Source organism: Streptomyces sp. RKAG337, from assembly GCF_023701715.1.
Taxonomy (GTDB): Bacteria; Actinomycetota; Actinomycetes; order Streptomycetales; family Streptomycetaceae; genus Actinacidiphila.
Genome location: NZ_JAJOZA010000001.1, coordinates 6,861,963 through 6,878,442, shown reverse-complemented (window position 1 = coordinate 6,878,442; position 16,480 = coordinate 6,861,963). Strand labels below are relative to the sequence as shown.

The window sequence follows — 16,480 nt, the reverse complement described above, 5'->3', positions numbered from 1 at the left end:
ACGCACCGGCTGAGGCCCTATCCGAACCCGCCACGCTCAAGAATGACGGAAGTTGTCGGCCCATCCGTGCGTCCGGTGCATAGCAGCTCTTCTCTTACTCCCGTGGTGAAGGGGTGCTTTGTCACGCCCTCCTCGAACGGATGGTTCACACGCCAGGTTGCCAGGAGCCGCGGAGCACGAGCCCGTGCGGTCCCCGCCTCGGAACTGTCGGTCACCCTCGACATGCCGGTCAAGGTCGCCGCCCCCGTCCGCTCAGCCGATCTGGAACCCGCCGAGCGGACTGCGCTCGACCAGGGGGCAACGGTTCGGCGCGGCCAGGGCTACACCCTGCGCGTGACCGCAGTCCCCGCCGTGCACCGTCAGTTCCTCGGCCGCTGCCAGCCGCTCGACGGCGGCCAGGATGTCCCGGCTGTTCCGGCCCGGCGCAAGGCCCGTCGCGAGTACAAGAACCGCGTCAGCACGCTCGCGCCGATCGGACCATGTTCTCAACGCCCCGTTCGGGTGAATGTTCTGACCCGATGGGATCACGCACGCTCGGGGCTGGGCACCTCTTCGAGTAATGCTGCGCATGCGTCCTGATCGACGGGATGGCTGTCCTTCCCGCCGAGTAGGAAGTCGTACATTCGGGCGACGCTGGGCACGTTCACGTCGACCGTCACAGGCAGAGGTGTGTCGCTGTAGCTCATCAGGCCCCCATCGTGGCGAACACGACATCGCCGAATCTGCTCCGACGTAGCGGTGGTCGAGGGAACACGCGTGCAATCAGGCGCTTGCTGGGCTCCTGTCAGGCACGGTCTCAGGTCAGGTTGACAGGTCCGCCGAGCGCGGAAAAGGCGGCTGGGGACCGCGAACTCTTCGACACCCATCAAGCGAGGCAGTTTCCCCGGAGGTCAAAACCAACCGGTTGCAGCACGGCCGCCTACGGACGGCTGTCGGGGTTGCCGGCCGCGCCGATCACCGCCGCCACCGCGCTCACCGTTCGCCGGAGCCTCGCCGGCCGGACCGCTCGGCGGCCACCATCCGGTGTTTCTCGTGCTGGCGGGACTGTCCGCGGCGGGCGCGTCGCCCGTTTGCGGGTGTCTACCGCAGCGCGGACCGCACGATAGTGACTGCTTCATCGGGGGTTGCATGCGTGTCGATGCCGAGCACGTGGATGGTGCCGAGCGTCCGCGCCGGGCCGACAACGCGCAGAGTGCGATGGGTATATCCGCCCTGCTGAGGATGGATGATCACGGCGGTCGGGGTGTCATCGGGGGCGTAGCCGGCGATGTAGGTGAGGAGTTGGTGGACGTCGCCGGCGCCGACGCTCTGGCGGTCGTAGCGCTTGTACTTGGCGTCCACCGGCAGCAGCCGCGGCTGTGCCGTGGCACGGGCGGGGAGACTCACCAGAACGTCGGGGCGGAATGTCGAGCTGTTCCCCAGGTCGCCGCGGACGGTGATCCCGGTCGCGCCGCCGGCGGGGACAGTTCGCCCGCCGTTGGCTGCCGCAGCCTGGGAGACGAGGCGTCGGACGACTGATTCCCAGAGGGCGGGCATTGCCAACAGCAGACTCTCCGCCGTGGCCCCGTGGTCGGCAAGGATGTCGGTGACACCGCCGCCGCGCAGGAGCAGACAGGCCCAGCTGTGGGCAGCGTGGTAGCGGACGTTCAGGCGGGTGTACTGGACTCGGTCCAAGGCGCGCAGGGCCGCGCCAGGAGTAGGGGCGTGCGAGAACGCTGCGGCGGTCTGGTGCAGGGCGCGGGCAAGGTCGGGATTGCGCGCCAGTGGCAGCGCGGCTTTCAGCGCCGTGCCCAGCACGCGGTTGTCCCAGATGTCGGGTTCACGGTCGAAGGTGCGCACATGCAGCTGGTCGAGTTGGCCGTATCGGCGCGTGGCCTGAGCGGCGACATCCAACCGTCCGCGCACCAGGGGTTCCAGTCGTTCTTGGCGCACGTAGTCGCGTCGCAGGCCATCTCGCAGCAGTGCCTGGCATTCCGCCAGAAGTGCGGCGGCGATGAGGTCCGCATAGCCGTCGTGGTCGGTGGCCCAAGGCCGCGCGGTGGCTTGGTGTGGCACCGGCGCGGCGAGGGCGTAGGCGAGCCAGCGCATGAGTTGTGCACCGGGGATGGCGAACTTGGGCTCGAGGACGAGTCGGATCCGGTCCAGTATGAGGACGCCGACGGTGGCATCCGCCTTCAGCCGCCACCCTGTGCGATCCGGTGTCAGAGTGAGGCCGCCGCGGTCCTGGAGTGCGTGCAGCCGGTCGACATCGCGCGAAGTGAGCTGCTCGATTCCGAGTCGGGCGGACTCGTACTCGCCGAGGCGGATCTCAGTGCGTTCAGGCATCGGGGCCCGGCTCGCCGCTGGTGAATTCGGTGGCCAGGGCAGCGACAAGGTCCTGGGGGGTCATCAGCGACGGGCGTCCGGTGTCCGCGTCGACCAGACGGCCGAGGATCTGGTGCAGCAGGTCGGCCCGACCCAGGCAGTAGTCCTCCAGAAGCGGGATCACCTCGTGGTGGAAGGCGGCGGCGAGTTCGCCTTCGGTGGCGATCGGCCCACTCGCGCACAGCAGGTAGGCGTGCCCGATCTGGTGGTCGGCGTCGAGGTGTCGAGTGATGCGGGTGTTGAGGGACTCGAAGAACGCGGCCAGGTCCAGTGGGCCGACCGTGCCCGAGACGGCGTCCGGGTCCGGGGCGACGGGCAGGAAGGCGAAGCGGCGGCGGATGGCGGCGTCCAGGTGGCTGGTGCTGCGGTCTGCGGTGTTCATCGTCCCGATGATGCGAAGGTTCGGTGGCACCGAGAAGCTGCGTTTGCTGATCGGGAGGGTAACCGGCAGGCCGCGCTTGTCCATCTCCAGCAGGGTGATCAGCTCGCCGAAGATTCGCGGCAGGTCGCCGCGGTTGATCTCGTCGATGACCAGCAGGAAGGTGCGCTCGGGCTGCGCGGCGGCCGCCTGGCACAGGGTGTGGAACAGCCCGTCGGACAGTGCGAGGGTCAGCCCGGGACCGACGGCGGCGAGGTCGGGCTTGAATCCTTCGACGAAGTCCTCGTAGCCGTAGGAGGGATGAAAGGTCACCAAGCGCACCCGTTCACCGGTCAGCACGTCTGCCAGCGCCTCGGCACGTGGGGCGGAGTCGGCGGTGATCGCGTCGGCCCGGCCGCCGAGGGCGAGGGCGACGTTGAGCGCGAGCCGGGTCTTGCCGGTGCCGGGCGGTCCGTGCAGGATTACCTGCCCCTTGCGCTGCAGCGCGTCCAGCACGCCTTGGACCTCCTCGGGGAGTTCCAGCGGCTGAGCTCCGTTCGGTGAGCTCCCGGTTGCGGCGGAACCGGCGCGGCGCGCGGTGAACTTGGCGAAGCGTTCGGGGTCCACCTTGGCAAAGGTGGAGCGCCAGCCGTGCTGCGGCTTCGCCAGAACCTGCGCGTGGGAAGTGTCCCAATGCACCGGGACCAGGTGTTGGAACTGCGAGCGGTCCGGATCGAAGCGGTAGCCCCCGGTGACGGTACCGGTGGCCAGGATCTCGGAGACGCCGCGATTGGCCACCACCCGGTCACCGGCTTCCAGGTCTCGGAAGGCCAGCAGCCTCCGCGCAGTGCTCAGGCTGCCGCCGGTGTTGTCGGGCCCGGCCACGTCCAGAGCCTGCTTCAGCTCGCTGTCGCTCTGGTACTGGCCCAGGTCGCCCACCTCGTCCCAGGCGACGCAGATGAACGCGCCCTCCAGGCAGTCCTGCCACAGGCGGCCGCGCTCACCGGGGGCGATCTTCCAGATCGTGCGCTGCCGCGGACGCGGATCGAAGTCCTGGTAGAGGAAGTGCATCACCTGGTGCCCGGTCCAGGCCTCGAACTCGGGCCGCGACCGGACAAGTTCCCGCAGCTTGCGGTTGAGGCGCCACGTCGGTGCATCACGCTCGGGCGCCGCGCCGAGCAGGGTCAGGAATCGGCGTAGATGGTCCGACGAATAGACGGGCAGGAAATGCTCGGGGAAGTAGGTGGCCAGCGACTTGGTCACCAGCGCCGCCCCGAACCGCAGGACATCGAGGTCGTCCAGGGCTTCGAAGTCTCCTGCGGCCGCCGCCTCGAAGGCCTGCACGTACTGGCCCCGTAGCTGCGCCCAGGCATCCTGCTGCTGCAGATTGCGCAGCGGCGCCGCCAGGCGCCACTCGCCGGAGTTGTGGCGGTACATGATGTGCTTCGCTGCGCTGCCGCCCTTGATGCTGCCCAGCCGCGGGACGCCGAACTCCATCAGCCGGCAGTACGTCATGAGCGACCCCGACAGGTCCAGGCCCAGCGCGTAGCGCTCCAGTGGCAGCGTCGGCCATTCCTGCAGCGGGAACTCAGTGAGTACCCGCTTGCGCTCGTCCTCGGCCAGGGCTTCGTCCTCAGCCGCACCGCTCCGGTCGAACCTGGCCGCCGCCACCCGCACATCCACCGTGTCGTTCATGAGGGTCAGCATGGCGGAGCACGGGCACCTGCGGTTCCCGCATCCGAACAATGGAACCGACGTGCGGTCCCTTCCCTCCGCACGCTCGCCCTGGGCGGCGACCGGCCAACCCGCCGCCGCACAACCCGCCGCCGCACAACCAAACCGATCGGCTACCGGACCCCTGAGGGCTACATCGCCTCCGCGGCCTGAACTGGGCCGTGAGCTGCTGTCCCAAGGGCGCCGACCGGGTCATCTGCTGGGGCTGTGGCCTCAACGCGCCCGGGCCCGCAAGCACCGCCTGATCGGGTCGCAGCAACCTGATCCACTCGGGCGGCGCATTGCGGTTGGCCTTAGGGGCCGGCGCTGCCCGGGCCGGGTCTTCGGCCGGGCCCGGGCAGACGGAGAGGTCAGTAGCTGTTGATGAGGTCGAGGGTGGATTCGACGGCACGCGCCGCGGGCCGAGCGAGCGCGGCCAGGCACAGCGCGGGGCGCCGGCCGAGGCGCGGCCGGTCCGCGGGGAGGGGTGCCGGGGCCAGCGGCACCCGTCCGCAGCCTTACACCAGCCGCTTGATCTCGCCCCGCACCCGGTAGAAGCCGCCGGATGAGGTGTGCAGCGCGTCCACCACATAGCGGGCGCCGATCTGCCGCATGGAGCGCGGGAACTGGACGCGCCACGTCGGCTCAAAACCGTCCGAGACGACGTGGACCCGCAGCCGCCCGCCAACCTGCACGCACTCCACGACGATCCCGGCCCCCGGCGCGGGCACCGCGCTCACCGTCGCCACGGTCGCCGCCGGGGTGTAAGTCGGCAGCGCCGCAGCTTCCTTGACATCCCTCGCCACCGGCACCGTGCCGGTCTGCGCCGCCGCGATCGCCGCCGTGCTCGCGTCGATGCAGGCCAGCGAGCCGTCCGTCGTCACGATATAGAGCTTCTCGTCCCGGTACTGCATCGACAGCGCCGAGCCGCCGCCCGTGCCCAACTTCCACAGCCGGGTGCCATCCGCGTCGAAACAGTAGACCGAGGAGGCGGAATCGCCCGCGAAGACGTACTGGCCGCCCTGGGACGTGGCGCAGGAGTACACCGCGGTGTCACAGGCGTACGTCGCCTCGATCCGGCCCGTTGCTTTCGACAGGCGCTCCACCACACGCCGCCCCGTGCCCGCGTACACCGCGGTGTCCTCCTGCCACCCGAACAGCACGTTCCCCGTGGTGCGGGTGTGCCACAACTCCCCGCTGCCGTCGGCCGCGTAGGCCGTCACCCCCTGGCTGTGCCCGTGGAAGACCGCACGGTCGTCCGCCCGCACCATCCACGCACTCGAGCCCGCCGACCTGCGCGACCACTGGAACTCGTCCTCGTGGTCGATGACGGTCAGACCGCCGTTGCGGTCGGCGACGTTCAGCACGCCCTCGTGGATGTCCAGCCAGAAGATGTCCACGTCGTCGGCGATCTCATAGGCGGCGAAGGGCACCTTCGACGACAGGTCGTACACCTTGCCGTCGTCACACCCCGCATAGATCCAGAAGTCGTCCGCCACCAGGCACTTGACCCCGTCCGGCAGCGAGAACCGGGCCAGCACCTCGCCGTCGTGGCCCAAGGTGTAGACATCGCCGCGCTGGTTCCCCACCCAGCAGCGGTCCTCGTCGATATGGATCCCGAAGGCCGAAGCGCCCGTACGGAACCGCCACAACACCGGCGCCGTCGCCCGCGCCGTGGAGGGCGCCGAGGTCACCTGGCGTCGCGTCACCGCACGCGCTGCGCGCTGCCCCGCCACCGCCGGCGCGTATCCCTTCCGGACCTTCTCACCAACCTTCTTCGCCGCCGCGGCCTTCGCCTTCTCCCCCGTGGGAAACGTCGAGATCTGCAGCTGCCCGGCCGCGCCGATCCGCCCGTATCGCACGGAAACCGTCGTGCCGTCGACGGTCACCTCGTAGAACTTGTGCGCCCCGCCGTCGTCCTGCGACAGCTCCAAATACGTCGTCTCTTCCGCCCGCGCAGCCGCCATGACACACCCCTCCCCACGGACCGGCCAGCGCGGCCGATCTTCCATGATCTCAACGTAGCCGCCACCACTGACAAACGGTCACCCAGAGTCGTGACGGCAGGTCACGCTCAGGAGAGGCGCTCGGGCGTGCTGTTGCTCTCCGGCGAAGCACACCCTGCGACACCGTCAACCACACCGCCGACGTGCGCCGAACGGTGAGCCGACCCCCGCGAACGGATCCCCCGCAATCCGCGACCCCGATATCGGGATCGTGTGGGCCAGCACTGCGAGGATGCCGCAAAAGAGGGCGTGGCCGTCTCTCGGCTCAGGCGGTTCCAGGCCGTCGGAACGCGTCGGCGTTGCGCGCGCACCAGTCCGCGAAAGTCCGCGGCTTGCGTCCGAGCAGTCGCTCGACCGTGTCCGTCCGGAACCCGATGGTGTCGGCGCGCATGAGGTTGAAGCCCTCGGTGACGGCTTCGGCGAGTGCCTGGGGTGCCCCGTTGGGGAAGCGGAACCGTACGGCCTCGTCCGGTGTGGTCACTTCTCGGACCTCGATGTCGCGGCCGATCGTCTGGGAGATGACCCGAACCTGCTCGGCGACGGTGAACGTCTCGTCGCCGGTGAGGACGTACTCCTTGCCCTGGTGGCCGGCCTCGGTGAGGACGAGGGCTGCGACTGCGGCGATGTCCGCGGGGTCGATCGGCGCGTAGCGGCCCGGGCCGACCGGGTCGAGGACCTTTCCCTCGCGGATGGTGGGTAGCCAGTCGAAGGCGTTGGTCATGAAACCGCCGGGCCGAAGGAATGTGGCGGGTATTGCGGAGGCGCGGATGATCTCCTCGCGTTCGTGATGCCAGCGGGCCATCGCGGGCAGCGGGTCAAGGGCGACGTGAAGGGAAGACAGGTGCACGATGTGGCTCACCCCGGCGGCCTCGGCCGCGGTGATGGCGGCGGCGGTGTGGTCAGTGCCGATGCCTTGGGTGAGCAGGAAGAGTTTGTCGACGCCGGCGAAGGCCGGCGTCAGTGTAGAGGGGTCCCCCAGGTCGCCGACGGCGCGCTCGGCGCGGTCGGACAGTCCGGCAGCGCGGGCGGGGTCGCGGACGAGGAGACGAAACTTCGCGCCCTTCGCGTCGAGTTCGCGGGTGAGTTCACGGCCGATGTTCCCGGTGGCTCCGGTGACCAGTATCATCGTGGCTCCCCAAAGTCGTTTGCCGTCTAACGAATCGCAAGGAACGTTAGCCGGTGAATGATTAGCCGTCAATCGACTTGCTTGCGGCTCGGACATCCGCTTCCGCACATCACCGAAAGGCCCCGATGGCAGAGTTCCTGGACCTGCACGGCAGAACGTCGAAGGTCCTCCGAGCCCTGGCCGACGCGGCCATGCGACGCCATGGGCTGCACGTCGGACAGAACTACCTGCTCGCGGCGTTGTGGGAGCGTGACGGCAGCACGCCAGGCGAGGTCGCCGCCGCGCTGAACGTCACGACGCCCACCGTCGTCAAGATGGCTGACCGGATGACCGCCTCCGGGCTGCTCACCCGTCGCCGTGATGACCGGGACAACCGCCTCGTCCGGCTCTGGCTCACCGACGCGGGGCGTGCGCTGCAGAAACCGGTCGAAGCGGAACGGCGGTTGATCGAGGAGAAGGTCACGGCGGATCTCACCGAGACCGAACGTGAATCCCTCTTGACCGCCCTGGCGAAGGTCCATCGGGCGGCGAGCGAGCTACTGCGCGAGCCCATCGATTACGGCGACTCCGCCATCACCTGACACTCCCGCGCCCCCTGTCTGAACAGATCCGACAAGCACGAAGACGGCTTCCTGCCCACCGACGACTTCCTCGATCCCATGAGCATGCCTTGGGCTGCGCGACCGGCCACCACCCCTCCAGCCCGAGAAGCCACACACAACAATGAAGCCGTATCCGCCCTGGTAGCGGGCCTGGCTGCGGTCCTACGGAAAACCGCACCCCGGCCGGGTTGCGGCGTAAATTGTGCCGATGACCGAATCCCTGCCGCCTGGCGGCGCTGTGCTCGATGCGGACGAACTGGAAGCCCGCTGGGCGGATGCCTGGCGTCCGGAACAAGTCGCGGAGCGGTTGAGTGGGATCGATGCACCCTGGTGCGTCGCGGCGGGGTGGGCGCTGGATCTGTTCCGCGGGAGACAGTCGCGGCCACACGGCGATCTGGAGATTGCGGTGCCTGCGGCGGTGTTCCCGGAGATCCGGGACCGCTTCCCCGAGTGCGTGTTTGACGCGGTGGGTTCGGGGCGGGTCTGGGCGGGGGCGAGAGCTGAAGCGCTGGCGGCCACGTACCAGACCTGGCTGCGGGATCCGGCGAGCGGTCAGTTCCTGTTTGACGTCTTCCGCGAGCCGCACGAGGGCGGGACGTGGATCTGCCGGCGGGACGAGCGGCTGCGGCTGCCGTACGACGCGATCATTGAGCGCACGGTGGACGGGGTCCCGTACTTGGTACCGGAGTTGGTGCTGCTCTTCAAGGCCAAGGCGGTGCGGCCCAAGGACCAGGTGGACTTCGACGAGGTGCTGCCGCTGCTGAGCCGAGCCCGGCGGGATGTCCTCAACGGGTGGCTGGAGCGCGTGCACCCCGGGCATCCGTGGCTGGCGGAGCTGGCGGGGTGAGTGGGGCGGGCCGCACCAGTAGAGGGCCAAGGGCGATCCACTGCTCTGACCGCATAGGTTCGCCGGGTTGGCCGGTCTAACCTGGCTCCATGACGGGGCAAGTGAGCACGGTGGTGCTGATGTGCGGTCTTCCGGGAGCGGGCAAGACCACCTACGCGATGGATCTGGTGCGACGCGGTTTCGCCCGGCTGTCGATCGACGAAGTGGTCTGGCAACGGCTCGGGCAGCGCGACGCCGGCCTGGTGCTGGGAGCTGAAGCGTTCGACCGGCTCAAGGAAGAGGTCCGCCGCGAGCAGCGGCAGGAGCTGATCGAGCTGATGCTGGCCGGGCGCGACGTGGTGGTGGACTACAGCTTCTGGAGTCGGGCCGCCCGCGACGACTACAAGGCGCTGATTGAAAGCCATGGTTGCCGCTGGGAACTGGTCCACCTCAAGGCTGACCGGACGACGCTGGAGCGCCGCCTCGAAGTACGGAGCGGTGTAGAGGGTGCCAACGCCGTCACCGTGGATGAGACGCTGTTCAACCGCTACCTGGCCAACTTCGAGGAACCGAACGGAGAGGGTGAGCGGGTCGTCATGCAGTCCTCGACGTGAGGATCTGCAGCCGTTCGGCGGGGGTGGGACGCCCGCCCCAGCGGATGCCTCACCCCTGGAAACCGGACGAGATCCGCAGCGGAAACCTCAGCTGCTCGATCACCTGGCGGGTGCGCTCAGCCGCTCCTGGGTGGATCGGTGATCGGTGGTACGGGCGGCCAGGGGGTTGGGGCGGCTGAGGGTGGTGGCCAGGAGTAGTCGTACTGTGGCGGGCTCCAGGGGGCGGGGGCGGGCGGGGGTTTGAATGGGCCTGCCCGGTTGGCCATGAGGATCAGCATCGTCGCCGCGACGAGCAGGGTGATGACGATGAAGGCAAGGCCAAGTGGGTTGCGAGGGTTGTAGTAGTAGCGGCTGGTTCCCCAGTTGCTTCGTTTGAAGGCCGGCTCGTCGTCGTCATGCACAGGCTGTGTCCCAGGTCGAGGGTTGGCCGGGGCCCGCTCCTCCGGCGGGCCTCCGCTCGCCCCCGCCGGGAGCTGATGGCACTTTAGTCAGGCGGCACGGCCGACCGCCTTCCGGGCTGCCGGGAAGTACGCCCCGCCGGGGTCGGTCGGGGCGGTGACGCCTGAATGACGCCCCTCGTCCTAACCGACTGACCAGCAGACATGACAGAGCGTCAAATTCTGGCCGTAGCAAGCAGATTGCCGGTGAATTGCCGTCCGGGAAGGCGAGTTGGCGACCGGAAAGGGTTGACGTCGAAAGCTGGTCTAGTCCAATGTTGAGGCCAGGGTCCGTGCGCGCGTCCAGCCTCTCGAGGGGTGCGTCCGCCGCCCGCCGACCGTCATGGGCTCCACAAAAGTGGTGCCCAACGCGACGGGAGTCGACCCTGGATTCGCCGTGCTCTCGATCCACCCCGCCCCGCCACCGAAGACCCGAGCCTGGAAGGACCGCATGACCGAGTCCGACCGACACCTGCACCACCTTCACCACCGCTATCCGTCCCGCAGAGTGTCGTCCGCAATCGCCCCGAGAATGCCGTCAGGGCGGTCCAGGTCCAGGACCTTGCGAGAGTGTCCGCCTTCGCAAGGAACGTGAACATGACCCGAGCGCGGAGATAGACATGGCACGCCAACAGCAAGCAGGGTCGGCCGTAGGCCCTCACCGACGCGGCCCGGACGGCCGAAGCCACGGGCATCGACCAGGTACCGCGATGAGGAGACCGGGACCGGCCCCGATCAGTGCGGCTCTGCACGCCGCCCTCGCGACCGAGTCCGAGGACCGGATCATCTACGACCTCGCCGGGATCGGCGAGCGGTACAGGTCACTGACCGAGGAACTGCCAGGCGTCGACGTCCGGTTCGCGATGAAGGCGTGCCCGGTCGACGAGGTGTTGACCCACCTGGTGGCGCAGGGCGCGGGCTTCGACGCGGCGAGCCCCAACGAGATCGCCCAGGCGGTCAGGACCGGCGTGTCACCGGGTCGGATCCACTACGGCAACACCGTCAAGTCCGACCGGAACATCGCCGAGGCGTACCGCCTGGGTGTCAGGGACTTCGCGACCGACAGCCTGGAGGACGTCGCCGCGATCGCGACCCACGCTCCCGGCGCCCGGGTGTTCTGCCGGCTGGCCACCAGCGGGGAGGGCGCGCTCTGGGGGCTCAGCCGGAAGTTCGGTTGCTCGGCTGCCGACGCGGTGCTCGTCCTGGAGGCCGCGCGGGCGGCGGGCCTGTCACCGGCCGGGGTGTCGGTGCACGTCGGCTCGCAGCAGATGACGTGCGACGCCTGGCGGGAGGCCTTCGATCGCATCGGCGACCTGCTGGTGAGCCTGCGGCGGAGCGGGATCCTGCTGGACCACGTCAACCTCGGCGGCGGCCTGCCCGCACTCGGCTATCTGGACCGGCGGGGCAACCCGCTCGACCCGCCGCTGGACAAGATGTTCGTGGTGATCCGGGAGGGCATGCAGCGGCTGCGGGAGGTCTCCGGCTCCGAGCTGGACTTCGTCATGGAGCCGGGCCGCCACCTGGTCGCCGACCAGGGCGCGATCAAGGCGCACGTCCTCCGTCTGTCGTCGCGCCGGCAGCTCGACGGCGAGCGCGAGTACTGGCTCTACCTGAGCTGCGGGAAGTTCAACGGCCTCTACGAGATGGACGAGCTGCAGTACCGGCTGGTCTTTCCGTCCCACCGGGACGGGGAGTACGTTCCGGCCGTCGTCGCGGGCCCCAGTTGCGACAGCGACGACGCCTACGCCCAGGAGCACAGTCGGGTCCAGGTGCCCAGGGCGGTCGCCTCCGGAGATCCGGTGTGGATCCTCTCCAGCGGCGCCTACGCGACGAGTTACATGACCCAGGGGTTCAACGGCTTCGATCCGCTTCCGTGCGGTTGGACCGCCGGTGAGCCCGAAAGATCCGCGGTGACGGACGACGAGGCGAGTCCGCCGGCCTGATTCCCCGCTGGCACGCTCCGGCCGTTCGCCGCCGCCGGCGCGAAACGCGCGTGCCATACGCCCACCTGACCCACTTGGCCCACCTGACCCACCCGTTTTCTGGAGTTCCTACATGCCCGCCCCCGATCAGTATCTTCACCGAGCCGCCTCCCGCCGCCCGTACTTCAGTGCGGACGGCGAGACGTACCTCGCGCCGACCCCGCTCAGGGATCTCCGCAAGGAGCAGCCCCTGCGCGTGCTCTCCGAGGCGGACCTCGCCTTCTGGCAGACCTACGGCTACGTCGTGGTCAAGGAGGCGGTTCCCGCCGAGTCCGCCAGGAGCCTGCTGGACTTCGCCTGGGACTTCCAGGGCCTCGACCCGAACCGTCCGGACACCTGGTACGAGCAGCGGCCCTACCGTGACGAGCTGGACCGCCATCTGCACGTCTACGGCTTCGTCGAGGCGTACCACCACCAGCTGGTCTGGGACAGCCGGCAGACGCAGCGCGTCTACGACGCCTTCGCCGACGTCTGGGACGTCGAGGAGCTCTGGGTCACCCTCGACCGTCTCAACCTCAACCCGCCCAACATCAAGAACCGTGACCGCGCCCTCATCGAACCCACCGACAAGGGCTTCGACATCGAACTCCACTGGGACATCGACAGCACGCTCGGCGTCATACCGCAGCGGGTGCAGGGCATCATCGCGCTCACCGACACCCGGCCCGACCACGGCGGCTTCCAGTGCAACCCCGAGCTGTTCCGCCGGTTCGACGAGTGGAAGCTCGGCCAGCCGGCCGACCGCGATCCGATCCGGCCCGCCGTCGACCGGGACGCATACCCGGTGGTCCGACCGGAGCTGTCCGCCGGCGACCTGCTGATCTGGAACGGCGCCCTGGCCCACGGCGTCGCCCGCAACACCTCCGAGAACGGCGTCCGGGCGGTCCAGTACGTCTCGATGATGCCCGCTCTGGAGGAGAGCGAGCAGCTACGCCGCTCCCGGATCAGCTCCTGGGAGACCCTCAGCACTCCGGACTGGAACGGAACCCTGGTCGGCGACGCCGTCACGCACGAGTCGCTCCGGTACAAGGCCGCCGAACTCAACGAGCTCGGAGAGAAGTTGCTGGGCCTCACCTCCTGGCACGGAACCTCCCGGCACGGAGCGGAGTCCGCACAGTGAGTCTCCGCACAGTGGGTCGTGGTACCGACCTGCGCAGGATCTGCCTGACCCTTCCCACCAACCGGGCCTGCACCGCGACCATCGCCGACATCGGCGAGGAGGCCGCCTACGCCGCCGGGCGGTTCGACGTCGAGGTCCACCTGCTGATCCTCGACTCCTCCGACGCCTCGACGTTCGCCGATCACGCCAAGGCCGTCGACGCACTCCCGGCTGTGCCGAACGTGATCGTGCACCACCTCGACGAGGCGCGGCAGCGCGACTTCCTGCGGGAGGTGATCAAGCGCTCCGGTCAGGCCGAACCCGAGCTGCTGCTCGACCTGATGCTGCCGGCCGCCGTCTCCTACGGAGCCTGCACCAACCGGGCCTTCCTGCTCGCCGCCGCACTCGGCTGCGAGTCGATCCACCGCCGGGACTCGGACAGCGGCTACCAGACCCTGGACGGCAATCCGGTCTTCCCGATCCACCACGAGCTGCTGTCCCTCGGGAAGCCGGGGGCCGACGCCGCCGACGGCGTCACCGAGAACGAACTCGACCCGGTGCACGGCCGGAAGCCGGTGTCGATGGTGGGCGGATCGTTCGTGGGTGAACTGTCGGTCGACGTCAGCGAGATCAAGGAGACCGACCCCGGGATCTACCACGACGTGGTCAGCCTGTGGGCCCCGCCCGAGTGGCCGGCGGAGGAGGTTCAGGGCCTGGTCCAGGAGTCGTTCATCGGCGCCGGCACCGAGCCGTTCAGCGTCGACCGGTCGGTGCTGGACGTCCCGGACATCTGGCGGCTGGACATGTGCAACATCGGCTTCGACCGCGAGCTGTACGAGCGCGTCCCGCTGCCGCCCGCGACCGACACCATCGGCAGCGACTACTTCCTGCTGCACGTCGTCCGCCATGCTCCGCTGCCCGCGGTCGTGCACAACCGCCACATCGTCAACTTCTACACCGCGGAGCGGCGGACCGGCAGCGGATTCACCGACTACCAGGTGCGGTTCGTGAAGTTCCTGCTGTCGATGCTCTACCTCCATCCCGTCTACTTCGACCTGGAGGAAGCCGGTCCGGCACTGCTCGACCCGCAGCACCATGTGCGCGCCGCCTCGATATCCGGCTTCGTCCGGCGGTCCACCGGTGCGGACCGCACGGAGAACATCCGGCGGCTGGACGTCATCGACCGCTGCTACCGGCAACTCGGCGGCAAGTACGCCGAGTTCGCCGACCATCTGGTGCCGCTGCGGCAGGGCCTGCTCGACCGGGCCCAGGTCGACACCGAGCACTTCGCGCTGTTGATCGACGCGTGGCGTCCACTGGTGGCGGCGAGCAGAGCCGTCGGTCGGCCCACCGGTCAGTCCACCAGCCGATCCACCGGTCAGCCCAGCGGGCAATCCACCGGTCGATCCACCGGAAGGGCTTGAAGAGTGGCCGACGACACCATCCGCCTCCGCCGGCTGGCCGACACCGACTGGGACGAGGTCGTGGCGCTGGAAGCGCGCGCCTACGCCGCGAGCGGCCTGTCCGAAGGACCGGAGGTGCTGCGGTCCAGGGGCCGCGTATCACCGGCCACCTGCTTCGTCCTGGAGCACGAAGGGCAGTTCGGGGGCTATCTGCTCGCCCTCCCCTATCCGCCGGGCCAGTGCCCGGACCTCACGCTGACCGAGGCGTCCGACCACAGGTCGGCGAATCTGCACGCGCACGATTTCGTGATCACCGAGGCACTCCGCGCCAGGGGGCTGTCGCCCCACTTCGTGCGGCAGATCGAGCAGGAGGCGCGGTCGCAGGGCTTCGACCGGATCTCCATGGTGGCCGTCCAGCGCAGCCATGTCCTCTGGCGTCGCCTCGGTTACGCCGCCCATGCGGAGGTCGGCCTCCCCGAGAGCTACGGCACGGAGGCCGTCTACATGTCCAAGGCGCTGTAGAGCGCGCCCCGGACCGGGACAGCAGTACCCAGCGGATCCGCCGCGCGGATCACCATCGTCGGACGAAGTAGGCTGATTCACACATGTTTCGCATGCACGACCCCTTCCGCAGAGCGCAGTTGGCCATCGCGGCGCTGTTCCTCTTCCTCGGGTTCCAGTACGCCACCTGGGTCTCGCGGCTGCCCACGCTGAAGACGCACCTCGACCTGAGCGCGGCGCAGGTCGGCCTGCTGCTGATGGCAGGCGGTGCGGGGGCGGTGATCTCGTTCCCGCTGGTTCCGCCGGCGATGAAGCGGCTGGGCTCCCGGCTGTTGTCGCTGCTGTCCGCCCTGGTCCTGGGCCTGATCCTGCTGGTCCTGGCGGTGCTGCCGAACTACCCGGTCACCCTGCTGGTCATCTGCCTCGACGGCGTGGCGGTGGGCTTCCTCAACGTCGCGATGAACGCGCAGGGAGCCGCGCTCGAAGTCGAGTACGGACGGACCGTGATGGCCAGGTTCCATGCCACGTTCAGCGCGGGTTCGCTCTCCGCCGCGCTGCTCGCCGTCGGCGTGAACCTGTTCACCTCGTCCCTGGCGGTGCATTTCACGGCGGCCGCCCTGCTGTTGCTGCTCGCGGTGGGCCTGACGCAGTCCGGGCTGCTGCCGCAGGACCAGCAGGTGGAGTCCGCGCCCGACGCCACGCTGAACTCCACTCCGGAGCAGGAGGCGGACTCCGCGTCCGAGCAGGCGGAGCAGACGGAGCCGGCAGAGCGGCCGAAGCGCCGGCTGGTCCTGCCGACGCGGGTGACCATCTGGATGGGCCTCGCCATGGTGTTCGGCACCGTGACCGAGGGTGCGATGAACGACTGGTCCTCCCTCTACCTGAAGGACATCGCCGAAGCGGGGCCGCGGGTGACACCGCTGGGGATCGCCGTGGTCTCCGGAATGATGGTGCTCGCCCGGATCTTCGCCGACGGCTGGCGCGCCCGCTGGGGCGACGGACGGATCGTCGTGGCCGGGAGCGCGCTCGCGGGGGCCGGCCTGGCGGTCGCCCTGGTGGCCGGCGGTGTGTTCCCCGCGCTGCTGGGGTTCGCCTGCGTGGGCCTGGGCGTCGCGGCCGTCACGCCCTGCGTCTACGTTGCCGCGGCCCGGCAGGGGCCGGACGCCCTGGCCCTGGTCGCCGCGATGGGGACGATCGGCCTGCTGGCCGGACCGCCCGTGATCGGCTTCATCGCGAGCGGCAGCAGTCTGACGTGGGGCATGGGCGCCATCGCCGTCTCGGCGGTCCTGGTCTCCCTGTGCGCCACCCGGATCCGCTGGCCCGCCCTGGTCCCCGCCCAACCGACTCCCGCCGCGCAACCACCCGGCACCCTGACCGCTGACCGCTGACCGGCCACCACTGACGGCTGACGGCTGACGGTCCACGCGGCCGACGGCTGACGGCTGACGG

Annotated in this window: 15 protein-coding genes; 9 read left to right on the top strand and 6 right to left on the bottom strand. The window is 69.3% G+C overall.

Features of this window, described 5'->3' with window-relative positions:
* The first annotated feature begins 222 nt into the window (after positions 1 to 222).
* Entirely contained in the window at positions 223 to 579 is a 357-nt protein-coding gene (locus LNW73_RS30390) for a hypothetical protein (protein WP_250993139.1), read from the top strand.
* Here LNW73_RS30390 and LNW73_RS30385 read toward each other — a convergent pair.
* The 6 genes from LNW73_RS30385 to LNW73_RS30365 form a co-directional block, all read right to left on the bottom strand.
* Positions 525 to 686, bottom strand: a complete 162-nt coding sequence (locus LNW73_RS30385; protein ID WP_308407747.1) for an SAM-dependent methyltransferase — start codon at positions 684 to 686, stop codon at positions 525 to 527. The genes LNW73_RS30390 and LNW73_RS30385 overlap by 55 nt on opposite strands.
* 394 nt (positions 687 to 1,080) lie before the next feature.
* Positions 1,081 to 2,325 carry an McrC family protein gene (locus LNW73_RS30380; protein WP_250992116.1) on the bottom strand — a complete coding sequence of 415 codons (1,245 nt, stop codon included), beginning with the start codon at positions 2,323 to 2,325 and terminating at the stop codon, positions 1,081 to 1,083.
* On the bottom strand, positions 2,318 to 4,417 hold the full coding sequence (locus tag LNW73_RS30375) for an AAA family ATPase (RefSeq protein ID WP_250992115.1): 2,100 nt from the start codon (positions 4,415 to 4,417) through the stop codon (positions 2,318 to 2,320). The genes LNW73_RS30380 and LNW73_RS30375 overlap by 8 nt, the downstream gene beginning before the upstream one ends.
* A gap of 389 nt (positions 4,418 to 4,806) precedes the next feature.
* Positions 4,807 to 4,941: a hypothetical protein gene (locus LNW73_RS36090; RefSeq protein ID WP_285369348.1), complete on the bottom strand. Its 135-nt coding sequence runs from the start codon at positions 4,939 to 4,941 to the stop codon at positions 4,807 to 4,809.
* Positions 4,942 to 4,953: 12 nt separating this feature from the next.
* Entirely contained in the window at positions 4,954 to 6,402 is a 1,449-nt protein-coding gene (locus LNW73_RS30370) for a WGR domain-containing protein (RefSeq protein WP_250992114.1), read from the bottom strand.
* Positions 6,403 to 6,706: 304 nt separating this feature from the next.
* On the bottom strand, positions 6,707 to 7,567 hold the full coding sequence (locus LNW73_RS30365; RefSeq protein WP_250992113.1) for an NAD(P)H-binding protein: 861 nt from the start codon (positions 7,565 to 7,567) through the stop codon (positions 6,707 to 6,709).
* 125 nt (positions 7,568 to 7,692) lie between these two features.
* Here LNW73_RS30365 and LNW73_RS30360 point away from each other — a divergent pair, with 125 nt between their 5' ends.
* The 8 genes from LNW73_RS30360 (at position 7,693) to LNW73_RS30325 (ending at position 16,419) form a co-directional block, all read left to right on the top strand.
* Positions 7,693 to 8,148, top strand: a complete 456-nt coding sequence (locus tag LNW73_RS30360; RefSeq protein ID WP_250992112.1) for a MarR family winged helix-turn-helix transcriptional regulator — start codon at positions 7,693 to 7,695, stop codon at positions 8,146 to 8,148.
* 229 nt (positions 8,149 to 8,377) lie between these two features.
* Complete coding sequence (locus LNW73_RS30355; protein WP_250992111.1) at positions 8,378 to 9,016, top strand: nucleotidyltransferase domain-containing protein; 639 nt, start codon at positions 8,378 to 8,380, stop codon at positions 9,014 to 9,016.
* 101 nt (positions 9,017 to 9,117) lie between these two features.
* Complete coding sequence (locus LNW73_RS30350) at positions 9,118 to 9,609, top strand: AAA family ATPase (RefSeq protein WP_250992110.1); 492 nt, start codon at positions 9,118 to 9,120, stop codon at positions 9,607 to 9,609.
* 1,147 nt (positions 9,610 to 10,756) lie between these two features.
* On the top strand, positions 10,757 to 11,989 hold the full coding sequence (locus LNW73_RS30345) for a type III PLP-dependent enzyme (protein WP_250992109.1): 1,233 nt from the start codon (positions 10,757 to 10,759) through the stop codon (positions 11,987 to 11,989).
* Positions 11,990 to 12,101: 112 nt separating this feature from the next.
* The gene (locus tag LNW73_RS30340) at positions 12,102 to 13,148 is read left to right on the top strand and encodes a phytanoyl-CoA dioxygenase family protein (protein ID WP_250992108.1); all 1,047 of its coding nucleotides are present in this window, start codon (positions 12,102 to 12,104) and stop codon (positions 13,146 to 13,148) included.
* A 29-nt stretch (positions 13,149 to 13,177) separates the two neighbouring features.
* Positions 13,178 to 14,551, top strand: coding sequence for a DUF6271 family protein (locus LNW73_RS30335; protein ID WP_250993085.1), 1,374 nt, complete (start codon positions 13,178 to 13,180; stop codon positions 14,549 to 14,551).
* A gap of 3 nt (positions 14,552 to 14,554) precedes the next feature.
* The gene (locus tag LNW73_RS30330) at positions 14,555 to 15,052 is read left to right on the top strand and encodes a GNAT family N-acetyltransferase (protein WP_250974520.1); all 498 of its coding nucleotides are present in this window, start codon (positions 14,555 to 14,557) and stop codon (positions 15,050 to 15,052) included.
* 83 nt (positions 15,053 to 15,135) lie between these two features.
* Positions 15,136 to 16,419 carry an MFS transporter gene (locus tag LNW73_RS30325; protein ID WP_250992107.1) on the top strand — a complete coding sequence of 428 codons (1,284 nt, stop codon included), beginning with the start codon at positions 15,136 to 15,138 and terminating at the stop codon, positions 16,417 to 16,419.
* Positions 16,420 to 16,480 lie beyond the last annotated feature (61 nt).

Excerpts from the sequence above, each read along its gene's own strand:
- LNW73_RS30390 (WP_250993139.1), top strand. The coding sequence starts at position 223 with ATGCCGGTCAAGGTCGCCGCCCCCGTCCGCTCAGCCGATCTGGAACCC.
- LNW73_RS30385 (WP_308407747.1), bottom strand. The coding sequence starts at position 686 with ATGAGCTACAGCGACACACCTCTGCCTGTGACGGTCGACGTGAACGTG.
- LNW73_RS30380 (WP_250992116.1), bottom strand. The coding sequence starts at position 2,325 with ATGCCTGAACGCACTGAGATCCGCCTCGGCGAGTACGAGTCCGCCCGA.
- LNW73_RS30375 (WP_250992115.1), bottom strand. The coding sequence starts at position 4,417 with ATGAACGACACGGTGGATGTGCGGGTGGCGGCGGCCAGGTTCGACCGG.
- LNW73_RS30370 (WP_250992114.1), bottom strand. The coding sequence starts at position 6,402 with ATGGCGGCTGCGCGGGCGGAAGAGACGACGTATTTGGAGCTGTCGCAG.
- LNW73_RS30365 (WP_250992113.1), bottom strand. The coding sequence starts at position 7,567 with ATGATACTGGTCACCGGAGCCACCGGGAACATCGGCCGTGAACTCACC.
- LNW73_RS30360 (WP_250992112.1), top strand. The coding sequence starts at position 7,693 with ATGGCAGAGTTCCTGGACCTGCACGGCAGAACGTCGAAGGTCCTCCGA.
- LNW73_RS30355 (WP_250992111.1), top strand. The coding sequence starts at position 8,378 with ATGACCGAATCCCTGCCGCCTGGCGGCGCTGTGCTCGATGCGGACGAA.
- LNW73_RS30345 (WP_250992109.1), top strand. The coding sequence starts at position 10,757 with ATGAGGAGACCGGGACCGGCCCCGATCAGTGCGGCTCTGCACGCCGCC.
- LNW73_RS30340 (WP_250992108.1), top strand. The coding sequence starts at position 12,102 with ATGCCCGCCCCCGATCAGTATCTTCACCGAGCCGCCTCCCGCCGCCCG.
- LNW73_RS30325 (WP_250992107.1), top strand. The coding sequence starts at position 15,136 with ATGTTTCGCATGCACGACCCCTTCCGCAGAGCGCAGTTGGCCATCGCG.